Source organism: Streptomyces sp. 8K308 (genome assembly GCF_004348315.1).
Lineage (GTDB): Bacteria > Actinomycetota > Actinomycetes > Streptomycetales > Streptomycetaceae > Streptomyces.
In genome coordinates this window covers 1-12,172 of sequence record NZ_SMKC01000212.1, presented here as the reverse complement: position 1 = coordinate 12,172, position 12,172 = coordinate 1, and the positions used below count along the sequence as shown (strand labels likewise).

13 protein-coding genes and 1 tRNA gene are annotated in these 12,172 nt (G+C 71.8%); 8 read left to right on the top strand and 6 right to left on the bottom strand.

The genetic code is table 11. The features are described from left to right. The first annotated feature begins 140 nt into the window (after nucleotides 1-140). The 4 genes from E1265_RS24530 to E1265_RS24520 all read left to right on the top strand — a co-directional run bounded on the left by E1265_RS24530 (nucleotide 141) and on the right by E1265_RS24520 (nucleotide 2,721). The gene (locus E1265_RS24530) at nucleotides 141-791 is read left to right on the top strand and encodes an HAD family hydrolase (RefSeq protein ID WP_132933176.1); all 651 of its coding nucleotides are present in this window, start codon (nucleotides 141-143) and stop codon (nucleotides 789-791) included. 65 nt (nucleotides 792-856) lie between these two features. Beyond that, nucleotides 857-1,900, top strand: coding sequence for a helix-turn-helix transcriptional regulator (locus E1265_RS24525; protein WP_347877241.1), 1,044 nt, complete (start codon nucleotides 857-859; stop codon nucleotides 1,898-1,900). A 254-nt stretch (nucleotides 1,901-2,154) separates the two neighbouring features. Continuing rightward, the gene (locus E1265_RS37250; protein WP_165953862.1) at nucleotides 2,155-2,316 is read left to right on the top strand and encodes a hypothetical protein; all 162 of its coding nucleotides are present in this window, start codon (nucleotides 2,155-2,157) and stop codon (nucleotides 2,314-2,316) included. 168 nt (nucleotides 2,317-2,484) lie between these two features. Further along, nucleotides 2,485-2,721: a hypothetical protein gene (locus E1265_RS24520; RefSeq protein ID WP_132933175.1), complete on the top strand. Its 237-nt coding sequence runs from the start codon at nucleotides 2,485-2,487 to the stop codon at nucleotides 2,719-2,721. An 80-nt stretch (nucleotides 2,722-2,801) separates the two neighbouring features. Here the strand turns inward: E1265_RS24520 and E1265_RS24515 are convergent. Continuing rightward, nucleotides 2,802-2,875, bottom strand: a tRNA-Thr gene (locus E1265_RS24515). A gap of 201 nt (nucleotides 2,876-3,076) precedes the next feature. Here E1265_RS24515 and E1265_RS24510 point away from each other — a divergent pair. From E1265_RS24510 to E1265_RS24495, 4 genes are all read left to right on the top strand, one after another. Then, on the top strand, nucleotides 3,077-3,385 hold the full coding sequence (locus tag E1265_RS24510; protein ID WP_132933174.1) for a hypothetical protein: 309 nt from the start codon (nucleotides 3,077-3,079) through the stop codon (nucleotides 3,383-3,385). Nucleotides 3,386-3,746: 361 nt separating this feature from the next. Continuing rightward, complete coding sequence (gene ugpC / locus E1265_RS24505; protein ID WP_132933173.1) at nucleotides 3,747-4,886, top strand: sn-glycerol-3-phosphate ABC transporter ATP-binding protein UgpC; 1,140 nt, start codon at nucleotides 3,747-3,749, stop codon at nucleotides 4,884-4,886. Between the two features lie 237 nt (nucleotides 4,887-5,123). Next, nucleotides 5,124-5,522 (top strand): hypothetical protein, encoded by a 399-nt coding sequence (locus E1265_RS24500; RefSeq protein ID WP_132933172.1) that lies wholly within the window; start codon nucleotides 5,124-5,126, stop codon nucleotides 5,520-5,522. 72 nt (nucleotides 5,523-5,594) lie between these two features. After that, complete coding sequence (locus E1265_RS24495) at nucleotides 5,595-6,329, top strand: nucleotidyltransferase family protein (protein WP_132933171.1); 735 nt, start codon at nucleotides 5,595-5,597, stop codon at nucleotides 6,327-6,329. Between the two features lie 74 nt (nucleotides 6,330-6,403). Here the strand turns inward: E1265_RS24495 and E1265_RS24490 are convergent, their stop codons facing one another. From E1265_RS24490 to cysS, 5 genes are all read right to left on the bottom strand, one after another. Continuing rightward, entirely contained in the window at nucleotides 6,404-7,378 is a 975-nt protein-coding gene (locus E1265_RS24490) for a CU044_5270 family protein (protein WP_132933170.1), read from the bottom strand. Continuing rightward, nucleotides 7,375-7,995 carry an RNA polymerase sigma factor gene (locus tag E1265_RS24485; protein WP_132933169.1) on the bottom strand — a complete coding sequence of 207 codons (621 nt, stop codon included), beginning with the start codon at nucleotides 7,993-7,995 and terminating at the stop codon, nucleotides 7,375-7,377. Before E1265_RS24485 ends, E1265_RS24490 begins: the two co-directional genes overlap by 4 nt. 96 nt (nucleotides 7,996-8,091) lie before the next feature. Then, nucleotides 8,092-9,612 (bottom strand): DoxX family membrane protein, encoded by a 1,521-nt coding sequence (locus E1265_RS24480; RefSeq protein WP_132933168.1) that lies wholly within the window; start codon nucleotides 9,610-9,612, stop codon nucleotides 8,092-8,094. Nucleotides 9,613-9,693: 81 nt separating this feature from the next. Next, nucleotides 9,694-10,644 (bottom strand): 23S rRNA (guanosine(2251)-2'-O)-methyltransferase RlmB, encoded by a 951-nt coding sequence (rlmB, locus tag E1265_RS24475; RefSeq protein WP_132933167.1) that lies wholly within the window; start codon nucleotides 10,642-10,644, stop codon nucleotides 9,694-9,696. Between the two features lie 56 nt (nucleotides 10,645-10,700). Then, nucleotides 10,701-12,095 carry a cysteine--tRNA ligase gene (gene cysS / locus E1265_RS24470; RefSeq protein ID WP_132933166.1) on the bottom strand — a complete coding sequence of 465 codons (1,395 nt, stop codon included), beginning with the start codon at nucleotides 12,093-12,095 and terminating at the stop codon, nucleotides 10,701-10,703. Between the last annotated feature and the right edge of the window lie 77 nt (nucleotides 12,096-12,172).

The window sequence follows — 12,172 nt, the reverse complement described above, 5'->3', positions numbered from 1 at the left end:
CCCCACCCCGAGTAGGGCCCACGGCGCCCTCCACCGGTCACTCCCGTCCCAGGATCAGGCGCCCCCACACCCGGCCGCAGCACCTCTCGCCGGCACAGCGCCCCGCCAGCGGAGGCCTGTCGCGACCGTATGGTGTCCGCGTGATCAGATCCGTGGTGCTCGATATCGGCGAAACGCTCACGTGCGACGACCGCTACTGGGCAGCCTGGGCCGACTGGTTCGACGTGCCCCGCCATACTCTGTCGGCGCTGGTCGGGGTCGCCGTGTCGCAGGGCCGAGACAACGCCGACGCGATCCGCATGGTGCGCCCCGGCGTTGACGTGGCGGCCGAGTATCGAGCACGCGAGGCGGCCGGACGGGGCGAGGCGCTGGAGGAAGACGACCTGTACCACGACGTCCGGCCGGCGCTGTCGGCACTGCGGAACCTCGGAGTGCGCGTCGCGGTGGCCGGCAACCAGACCTCGCGTGCCGGCGAGTTGCTGCGAGCGCTCGACCTGCCAGTGGACGCGGTGGCGGTATCCGGTGACTGGCGCGTCGCCAAGCCGTCCGAGGAGTTCTTCCAGCGGGTCATCACCCTGGGCAAGGCTCGACCAGACGAGATCGTGTACGTGGGGGACCACCCCGCGAACGACGTGTTCCCCGCCCACCACATCGGGCTGCGCACCGCACACCTGCGGCGGGGACCATGGGGACACCTGTGGGCGGACGATCCAGCCGTGTGTGAGGCGGCGGACTGGAGCATCAACAGCCTCTCCGAACTGGTCGATGTGGTGACCGAGGCAAACTCCTGAACACAAAACCCCGAACGTAGCCATCCGAGTACCGTTCGGACCGAACGTGCCGAACGGGAGCCACCATGCCCCTGCACACCACACCGGAGCTGGGCCGCCGCGTGGCCTACTATCGGCGGCTCGCACGCATGACCCAACGACAGCTCGCTGACGCCGCCGGCCTCGGCGCCGGCACACTCCAGAAGATCGAGCGCGGTGCTCGCGGGGCCTCGGAGCCCGTGCTGGAGGCGATCGCCAACGCCCTTGGCATCGACGTCGAACGACTGCACCACGACCGGGACCGCGCGGCCCAACGGGTACACGAGGCGATGCCCAGCCTGCGCGGCGTCCTCGCCGCGCACGACGACCCCGACGACGGGCCGGTCCGGCCGCCGCCCGAACTGCACGACGTCGTTTCCCAAGCAGTTCGATACCGGCTCGGCTCGCAGTACGTCCGGATCATGCGGTCCGGACCGAACCTGCTGGCCGAGCTGCTGCGCGCGCTCGCCACCGTGCCGGCCGCTGACCGGGCGGCGGTGGCACGGCTGCTGGTGGCCGCAAGCCGGGCGGTGGACGCCGCCGCATACAAGCACGGCGCCATAGACGCCTCCGCGCGGCTCGTCGACCTCATGCGTTGGGCGGCGCCCCAGGCCGACAATCCGGTGACTACCGCAACCGTGGCCTACGTCCGCACCGAGGTGTGCTTCGCCGGCCAAGCGCACGCCGCCGGGCTTCGCGCGCTGGAACGCGCCATCGACGCCTCGCCGCCACCGGACGACACCACGGCAACAGCCTCGCGCGGCGCACTCCACATGCGGGCCGCGATCATCGCCGGCCGAGCCGGGCAGCATGACGCCGCCAAGCAACACATGCGGCACGCCGTCGACCTCGCCGACCGCGTGCCGGAAGACACCTATGACGGCACGGCGTTCGGCCCCGACTCGGCGCGAATCCACGAAGTGTCGCTCTCCGTCGCCCTCGGAGAACAGCACCTCCAGCGCGCTCTGGACATCGCCCGGAAGTGGGCACCACCCCGCGCTCTCCCGGCCGAGCGCCGCAGCAGCTCTACATCGAGCTGGCCCGCGCCCAGCTATGGGCCGGGCGCCCGAACGACGCCTTCGAGTCATTAAAGGTCGCACGACGGATCGCGCCGCAGCACGCCCGCGAGCATCAATGGGTGCGCGAGGACATCGGGACCCTGCGACGTTTGCGACGCGCGGACGCCGAAAGCCTGACCAGCTACGCCGAGTGGTGCCGCGCCATCTGACCCAACGCTGACCCACACCGGGTCACTTGCCGCGCCAGCCGCGGCCCACCATCTGCCTACCTGACCAATCGGCAGACGGGATGGGCCATGTGCGCCGTACTCACCACGCCGCCCGACGTGGGCGACATCAGCATCGCGCGACTCCACGGTGAAGCCTGCTGGCACTGCGGAATCGTCTTCGCGGACTTGTTCCCGATCGGCGACCTCGTGGTGAACGGCTGCACATGGCCGGTCGTCGCTGCTCGAACCACCGGCCGGCGCAGCAATGAACACCCCTGACCGGCGGGCGGGCGAACCGCAGTCAGAACACGTCGTCATCGTGACAGGTCTTGAAGGCCCGCTCATCGCCAGCAAATCGGTCACCTGCCTGTAGTGCCGCCTTGGCACCATGACCGACGACGACCACGCGGCCGACTGCGCGTGGAAGCGCGGGAAAGCGGCTGCTCGGTGACCCAGGACATCGCGTTGCGGTGGGGCACGCACGAGCTGATGGGCGAGCGAGTCACCGACCCGACGACCGGCCGCGTCGGCCGCCTGGATGGCGTGCTCGAACACGTGGCCCGCGCGACAGGCCGGGTCGTGCTGGCGGAGGCGCACATGCGCCCGCTGGACGGCAGCGGGCGGGTATGGACGGCGAGTGTCACCCTCCTGACCCGCGCGGCGGCGCCCTCCGACGCCTCGTGACCGCCCCCGGCACGGCCGACCGCGCCCTCTCAGCGGTCCTGGGACGCCGAAGCGCCCCACGTCGGGGCGCTTCCCTTGTGAGCCGCCTGTCGGATTCGAACCGACGACCTACGCATTACAAGTGCGTGGCTCTGGCCAGCTGAGCTAAGGCGGCCTGCCCACGGCCGCGAGAGCCGTAAAGGCCGTCTCAGCCTACACGGCGCCCTCCCCACCGCGTCAGGGACAGTGGCGCGCACCCGCCGCACGATATCAACTGACATAAGAGAGATAACGGTTATGCGCAACTCGATCGCCGCTCCTTCGTTCATACGAGCAGAGCGCTCTGACAGTCGGCTCATCAGCGAAGGGGGGCGTCATGGGGCAGCCAGCCACGACCGTCACGGGGCAGCGGGCCAAGTGGATCAGGCGGGAGCTGATCGGGATCCCGGCGCCCCGGCGTGGTTCGCCGGAGGCGCTTGGGGAGTCGCCCAAGCGCTCGAGGGTGCGCGCGGCCAAGCCGGTCGGGGCTCGGGAGCGCGCGTATCGGTTCCGGGTCGTGCACGACCGCGACGTCAACGCGAGCCGGAACCCGCGCGCGGAGGGGCTGCGGCTGCTCGGGGCGTGGCAGGAGGGTGCCCCGCCTGGCGCGGTGGTGCCGGCGCTGATCAGGGCTGCCGGGGTGTGAGTCCGTTACGGACCGATGGGCCGTCGGCCGGAAAGCCTGTGGAGCCCGTGTAAGACCAGCCGGAGGTGTCCTTGGACGGCTCCGGGCGCCGGGTGTGCCCGTGCGACTGGCGGGGGCGGTGAAGCAGGAACCTCGACCCGTGAGGGCGAGGGGTGGTCAAAAGACGGTTGCTCTGCCGTCAACTACGGAGGGTGACGACAGCGTGTGGGACTGTTGACCTCGGTTTCCCTGGTTCCCGGGTACTGACAGAACGCGTTGTTTCGAGTTAGGTTTCCGGCAGTCGTCCATTTACATATGGGCGTAACACCTTCCTACTCGGATCGTCCGGCACGTTCCTGCCGGTAGAAGGAGACAAGAGGACATGGCAACCGTCACGTACGACAAGGCCACCCGCATCTACCCGGGCGGCGACAAGCCCGCTGTCGACCAGCTGGACATTCAGATCGCGGACGGTGAGTTCCTCGTTCTGGTCGGCCCCTCCGGCTGTGGCAAGTCCACCTCGCTGCGCATGCTCGCCGGGCTCGAGGACGTCAACGGAGGGTCGATCCACATCGGTGACCGCGACGTCACCCACCTTCCCCCGAAGGACCGGGACATCGCCATGGTGTTCCAGAACTACGCGCTCTACCCGCACATGACCGTCGCGCAGAACATGGGCTTCGCGCTCAAGATCGCCGGCGTCAACAAGACGGACATCCGCAAGAAGGTCGAGGAGGCCGCCAAGATCCTCGACCTCACCGAGTACCTGGACCGCAAGCCGAAGGCCCTCTCCGGTGGTCAGCGGCAGCGTGTCGCGATGGGTCGCGCCATCGTCCGTGAGCCCCAGGTCTTCCTGATGGACGAGCCGCTGTCCAACCTGGACGCCAAGCTCCGCGTCCAGACCCGCACCCAGATCGCCGGCCTGCAGCGCCGGCTCGGGGTCACCACCGTCTACGTGACCCACGACCAGGTCGAGGCCATGACCATGGGCGACCGGGTGGCGGTGCTGAAGGACGGCCTGCTCCAGCAGATCGACTCCCCGCGCAACATGTACGACAAGCCCGCCAACCTCTTCGTCGCCGGCTTCATCGGCTCCCCGGCCATGAACCTGGTCGAGGTCCCGATCACCGACGGCGGCGTCCGGTTCGGCAACAGCGTGGTGCCGGTGGAGCGCGCCGCGCTGACCGAGGCGCAGAACAAGGGCGACACCCACGTGGTGGTCGGCTGCCGCCCCGAGCACTTCGCCGTGGTCAACGGCGACGGCTCGGTCGAGGGCGCCGCCCTGGCGAAGGCGGACGAGAAGGCCGAGGCCGGCCTCGCGGTCACGGTGAACGTGGTCGAGGAGACCGGCGCCGACGCCTACGTCTACGGCTCGGCCGAGATCGGCGGCGAGACCAAGGACCTGGTCATCCGCGTCGACAGCCGCGACGTGCCGCACAAGGGCGAGAAGATCAACGTCGTTCCCAAGCCGGGCGAGACCCACGTCTTCGCCGCCGGCTCCGGCGAGCGGCTCAGCGACTGACGATCGCCCCTCGGGTCCCGTGAGGGCCGTGTTTCCGCACACGTTGCGGAAACACGGCCCTCTGCGCGTCAACCCAGGGCGACGCAGGATTCGAAATCCACTGGACCCCCTCACTCGTGAGAGTGGCGAAAGGTCACCGAAACACTACTCCTCGCTACGATCTACCACGCCCTCACCGTGTTTGAACCAGTGAGCCAGCCACGCTTCATCAGCTTCGTTTCGCGAGGAAGACCACCAGTGAATCAGGCACTCCGTCACATCGGCAGAACACTCGCCATCGCCCTCCCGGTCATCCTGGTGCTGTCCGGGACACTCGCCGTCTCGCGCGTGGCCTGGGTCGCGCCCTCCGACGACCAGGTGCTGACCGCCGCCGCAGAACACGAGCCGCTGGCACCCGAGGAGGCGCTCACCGACCGGCTCCTGCTGACACTGCGGCAGGAGGACCCGAGTGTCGCGCTCACCGACCTCCAGGAGGCCGTCACCCGCGACCCGTCCCTCGCCCCGCACTGCGCGGAGATCGCCCAGACGCTCGGCGCCGCAGCGGTGGAGAAGTACGGTTCGACGCGGCGCGCGCAGCAGCACTCCCGCCCCGTCTGCGACACCTCCTTCGCGGCCGGCGTCGCCGCGGCCGGCTGAACCACGCGGGACTGAACCACGCCGGCTGAACCACGCGGCGGCGCCGTGCGGCGTAGCGCATAGGCTGCCCGCATGAACCACGTCCAGGTACCAGCCGGCACCCCGCTCCCCACCCAGGCGATGATCCTGGCCGGTGGCAAGGGCTCGCGGCTCCGCCCGTACACCGACGACCGCCCCAAGACCATGGTGGAGATCCCGGGGACCGGTACCCCGATCATCGGCCACCAGCTCGCCTGGCTGGCCGACGAGGGCGTCACGGACGTGGTCATCTCCAGCGGGCACATGGCAGAGGTGCTCCAGGAGTGGCTGGACACCACCGACCTGCCGGTCAAGGTCACCACCGTGGTGGAGCCCGAGCCCCTCGGCCGGGGCGGCGGCCTCAAGTACGCCGCCCCGGCGCTCCCCCGGCCCGACGAGCCGTGGTTCGCCACCAACAGCGACATCTGGACCCGCTTCTCGCTGCGCGAGATGGCCGCCTTCCACGCCGAGCGCGGCGCCACCGCGACGCTGGCGCTGGCCCGCCCCCGGATGCCGTGGGGGGCCGTGGAGACCAACGAGTTCGGGCAGGTCCTCGACTTCATCGAGTCCCCGCCCTCCCCCTACCTGATCAACGCCGGGGTCTACGTCTTCGGCCCCGAGTTCACCGCGCTGCTGCCGGACCGCGGCGACCATGAGCGGCTCACCTTCCCCCGCCTCGCCCGCGAACGCCGCCTCGCCGGCTTCACCCTCCCCCAGGGCGCGTACTGGCGGGCCATCGACACCGCCAAGGACCTGACGGAGGCGGCCAGGGAGCTGGCGGCACGCTGAGCGGGCTCGTCAGCTGCCAGCAGGCGGCCCCGCCGCGTGGGCGCGACCGCCTGCCGGTGCTTCCGGCGGAGCGCTCAGGCCGCGCCGTCGGCGGGCCGCTCGCCGAGCTCGTCGACCACCGCGATCCGGGTCAGCCCGGTGTACCCGGTGACGGTGCCGGGCTCGACCCCCTCCCGGTCCATCGCCACGACGCGCTCGCCGAGATAGGCGAACGTCTCGGCGTCGAAGATCCACTCCACCCGCTCACCGTAGGTCTCGCTCTCCCTGGCCACGGCGATGCCCGGGTTGCCGACCGCGTCCCGCACGTCATCGACCAGGAAGACGCCGGGGATCAGCGCCGCCGCCTCGTACAGCGCGGCGCTCAGTTCCGGGGGCAGCAACTGCTCCCTGAGCAGGGTGCCGATGGTGCTGAACGCCCGCTCCTCCCGGCTGTCGCCCTCGCCCTGCCCATCCCCGTAGATCAGGTCGAGCAACGCCTCGGGATCGGTCGGCAGCGTGGTGAGGAAGTCGTACGAGGGGGACGTCAGAGAGGCGGGCGAGCCGCCTATCTCCACGCCGTCCCCTTGGCGCGACTCCTCCAGCCAGCCCTCCTGGCCGTCAGGCGACATCCAGGTCTCGCGCGGGTGGAGCTCCTCGACGTGGCTGGTCGTCTCGCCGCTCGTCGCGTTGTACTCCACCGCGAGGTAGGAGACCTGGCTCTCGACGTAGATGTACTGGTCCGGCTCGGGCACGGGAAGGTCCAGGCTGGTGGCGGCCAGGGCGATCCGCTCGATCGTGGCCTGGAGCTGGCCACCCGCCTCCCGCCCCCCGTCGTCGCCTGGCTGGCCGACGACCAGGACGCCGGCCAGCGCGGCGGCGAGCGCTGGCACCGCGATCAACGCCAGGCGGCGGTGCCGCCGCCTCGGTGGCACCGGCGCGGACTCCGGCGTCTGGATCTCGTTCATCAACTGCTCCTCAAGGCTGAGTCGACGGTCCTCGGGGAGCTCGGCAACCCGCGGTGGCGGCAGCAGGCGCGCCAACTCCTCGCGGTCCACGGGATCGTGTGTCATCGGCTGCTCTCCTCGATCGACCGGGCCGCCCCGATCCGGCGGCCACCCTCTCCTTGTCCGCGCCGGACGGCGGGTTCCGCCCGCGCCGCCAACTCCTCGTCCGCGAGCCGGCGCAGCCGGGTCCTGGCCCGGGACAGGCGGGAGCGGACGGTGCCGAGGCGGATGCCGAGGGCCGAGGCGGTCTCGGCGTAGCTGAGCCCCGACCAGACGACGAGCATGAACACCTGACGCTCGGTCGTGGTCAGCCGGCCCAACGCGGCCCTGGCAGCCGCGAGTCGCTCGGCGTCAGCCAGTCGGCCCACCACCCCCTCGGCCGGGTCGGGAACGGGCTCGGGTGGGCTGAGGCGGGCCATGGCCCGCTCGTGCCGGCGCTTGGCGCGCGCCGTGTTGCGCAGCACGTTGACCGCGATCCCCATCAGCCAGGGGCGCGGCGACTCCCCCTCGTCGCGCAGCTTGGCGCGCAGCCGCCAGGCCTCAAGGAACGTCAGCGAGACGACGTCCTCGGCCAGGCTCGGATCGCCCGTCGCGCGGGCCGCGTATCCGTAGACGAGGCCCGCGTGCGCCCGGAACAGGTCGCGGAACGCGTCGGGATCGCCGGCCCGCACGCGGGCGTGCATCGTATGGTCCACTCCGGGTGTTGTCCGGCCACGGTCACGAGTTCCCGTGACGCCGGTCACACCCTACGGTCTAGCCGAGGACCCCTCCGACGTCGCCTAACCGAGCAGCCCGCCGATGGGGCCGAGGCTGCTCCGCTCACCCCCGCTCTCCGCCGGCGGGTCCTGCTGCGCGGACTCGCCGCCGCCCGAGGCGCCCGCGTCGGGCGCGGGGGCGGCCGGCGCCGCCTCCTCCGGCGGGTAGTACTCCTGGGGCGGGGCCGACTGCTGCGGCACCGGCACGGTCTGCTCGGTCGGCGGGGCCTGCTCCTCGGCGCCGGGCCCCGTGGTCTCCGCGCCCGAGGTCGCCCCGGCGCTCGGGCCGCTCGACGCCTCGTCGCCCGGCTCGCCATCGGCCGGCGACTCGTCGTCCTCGGCCGCGCCGGAACCCTCGGTCGGGCCGGCCGATGACTCCGTCTCCTCGCCGGCCTCCGCCTCGTCCTCAGGCAGCCGCTCGCCCGGCAGGTGGTTGCGCGGGGGCTCGCCCGGCTCGGGCACCGTGGCGAACTGCGCCGACCGCACCGCGCCGCCCAGCATCGAGCCGACCAGCAGCGCGAGGCCGACCAGCAGCGTGGCGAACATCGCGCCCCGGCGCAGCGCCCGGCGCCGCAGCTCGGCCAGCGGGGCGCGCGGCCCCAGGGTGCGCCACGCCTCGGTGGCCAGCCGGAAGTCGAGCGAGTGGACCGGGGCGCCGGCGATGATCAACGGCGTCCACGCGGCGAACAGGATGGCGTCCGGCGTGTCGTAGGCCGGCCCGTTCTGCCAGCTCACGGTGAGCAGCAGGGCGAGCGAGAGCAGCGCCCCGAGGGTCGCCGCGAAGCGCTGCCAGAGGCCGAAGACGGTCAGCACGCCGACGATGATCTGGACGAACGCGACGGTGAGCCCCGCCCCGACCGGGTGGGCCAGCGCCCAGCTGTGCAGGGGGGCGGCCAGCGCCCATGGCTCGAGCGAGTCCAGCCAGGCGTAGAGCGAGCCGCGCAGGCCGCCGTCGAAGTAGACGGGGTCGGTGAGCTTGCCCATGCCGGCGTAGATGGCGACGAAGCCGAGCAGCACCCGCAGCGGCAGCAGCACCAGGCCGAGGCTCATCCGGCTGGCGCGGTGGCCCGGCTGGTAGGACTGGCGACCGTCCGCGGGGCGCCGCCGCTCGACCGGCGGCAGGTCCTGGACGACCGACAGCAGCTCGGTCGGCGCCGCCGCGGCGAGACCTGGACGCTCGGGCGGCTGGGGACCGCGCGGCGCCACGACGGGTGTGACGCGTGAGAGCACCTGGGTGGCGACGTCGGTGACGACGCCGCCGTGGCCGGCCTCCCGCACCGCCTGCAGCAGGCCGCTGGCCCCCGGGTCGCCGGGAGCGCTGCGGCCCGACCAGACGAGGGGCCGGCGGCGGCCCGCCGCGGCCGGCACCCGAGGCAGCGAGGCCGTGTCGCCGAGCCTGATGCTCACCGGGGGCGGGGTGGCGAGCCGCACCCGGAAACTGGCGTGGTTCACGATGACCTGTGCGGGGTCGCACGGCACCTTGACCATGCTCAGCACCGGCTCGTCCATCGAGAGGCCGCGGGGTGTTCTGGTGTCCACACTCATCTAACTGAGTGACACGGCTTAAGACACTGCCTTGACCCCACAAAGTCTGTCCGCGACCCGTCAACTACGGTGGACCAGCCCTCAGCCGCGGCGGCGCGCCGCCTCGTACAGCACGATGCCGGCCGCCACGCCCGCGTTCAACGACTCGGCGCCGCCCGGCATCGGAATGCGCGCCCGGATGTCACAGGTCTCGCCGACCAGCCGCGACAGGCCCCTGCCCTCGCTGCCCACGACGACCACCAGCGGCCCGTCGAGCGCGGCCACGTCCGCCAGGTCGGCCTCGCCGTCGGCCGCCAGGCCGACCACGGTGAGACCGGCCTTCTGGTACGCCTGCAGCGCGCGCGTCAGATTGGTGGCGCGCGCCACCGGCGTGCGCGCCGCGGTGCCGGCCGACGTCTTCCAGGCGCCGGCCGTCATCCCGGCGGCCCTGCGCTCCGGCACCACCACGCCGTGCCCGCCGAAGGCGGCGACCGACCGCACAACGGCGCCCAGGTTGCGCGGGTCGGTGACCCCGTCGAGCGCGACGATCAGCGGCGGCCGGCCCGCGTCGTGCGCGGCGTCGAGCAGGTCGTCGGGGTGCGCGTACTCGTAGGGCGGGACCTGGAGCACGATGCCCTGGTGGTGGAGCGCGCCGGTGAGCCGGTCGAGCTCGGCCTTGGACGCCTCGAGCAGGTTGACCGAGCCGCGCTCCATGGCCAGCTTGATCGCCTCGGTGACGCGGTCGTCGCTCTCCAGGAACTGCTGCACGTACAGTGTCTTGGCGGGCACGCCGGCACGCAGCGCCTCGACCACCGGGTTGCGGCCGACGACCATCTCGGCCGCCGACCTGGCGCCCCGCCGCGCGGCGGGGCGGGCGGCCTCGCGCCGTGCCCTGGCGTCGGCGGCACGCTTCTTGACGTGGCCGGTGCGCATCTCGGCGGGCGGCGTGGGCCCCTTGCCCTTGAGGGCCTTGCGGCGCTGGCCGCCGCTGCCGACCTGCATGCCCTTCTTGTTGCTGGTACGTCGGTTGGGGCGCTGGCTGTTGCCTGGCATCTTCTGCTTCTTCTGACTCTCGTGTGGCTGGGGGTGTCACGCGGTCGACCGGTCGGTCAACCGAGCTCCCAGCGTGGTCCGTTGGGGGTGTCCTCGATGACCAGGCCGGCGGCGCCGAGCTCGTCCCTGATGGCGTCGGCCGTGCCGTAGTCCTTGCGCTGGCGCGCCGCCTCGCGCTGCGCGAGGACGAGCCCGACGAGGCGGTCGACGACGCCGGCCAGCTCCTTGCCGCGGCCCTGGGCGCCGCCGCTCCACCGGGGGTCGAGCGGGTCGAGGCCCAGCACGCCGAGCATCCCCCGCACCTGACCGACGAGCGCGACCACCGACTCCTTGTCGCCCTCGGCCAGCGCGGCGTTGCCCTGCCGGACGGTGGTGTGCACGGCCGCCAGGGCCTGCGGCACGCCGAAGTCCTCGTCCATCGCGGTGGCGAAGTCCTCCGGCACGACGGCCGCGGGCTCCACCTCGCCGGTCCGCTCCACGGCCCGGTGCAGGAAGCCCTCGATCCGGCCGAACGCGGCCTCCGCCTCGGCCAGCGCCTCCTCGCTGTACTCGATGGTCGATCGGTAGTGCGGGGTGCCCAGGTAGTAGCGCAGCACGATGGGGCGCCAGCGCCTGGTCATCTCGGAGACCAGCACCGAGTTCCCCAGGGACTTGCTCATCTTCTCGCCGGCCAGCGTGACCCAGGCGTTGTGCGCCCAGTAGCGGGCGAACTCGCCGCCGAAGGCGCGGGACTGGGCGATCTCGTTCTCGTGGTGCGGGAAGACGAGGTCGATGCCGCCGCCGTGGATGTCGAAGGCGCGGCCGAAATACTTGAACGCCATCGCCGAGCACTCCAGGTGCCAGCCGGGACGACCACGACCCCAGGGCGTCTCCCAGCTGGGCTCGCCCGGCTTGGCCGCCTTCCACATGGCGAAATCGCGCGGGTCGCGCTTGCCGGTCTCGCCCTCGCCGGACGGCTGCAGCAGGTGGTCCAGGTCCTGGTTGGACAGCCCCAGGTAGCCGGGGAAGCTGCGCACGTCGAAGTAGACGTTGCCGTCGGCCGGGTAGGCGTGGCCGCGGCCGATGAGCGTGCGCATCATCTCGATCATCTCGGGCACGTGCCCCGTGGCGCGCGGCTCGTAGGTCGGCGGCAGGCAGCCGAGCGCGTCGTAGGCGTCGTTGAACGCCCGCTCGTTCTCGTAACCGATGGCCCACCAGGGACGGTTGAGCTCCGCGCTCTTGGCGATGATCTTGTCGTCGATGTCCGTGACGTTGCGGACGAAGGTGACGTCGAAGCCGCGGTACTCGAACCAGCGACGCATGATGTCGAAGCTGACCCCGGACCTGACGTGACCGATGTGCGGGGGCGCCTGCACGGTGGCACCGCACAGGTAGATCGAGACGCAGCCCTGCTGGAGCGGGGTGAAGTCACGGATCAGCCGGGTGCTGGTGTCATACAGGCGTAGGTTCACACGTCAAGAGTAGTGGGCGAAGGGGCTCCCCCGCGCCTGCGGGGAGCGGGCGCGGGGGAGCGTTTCCGGGGGTTCGG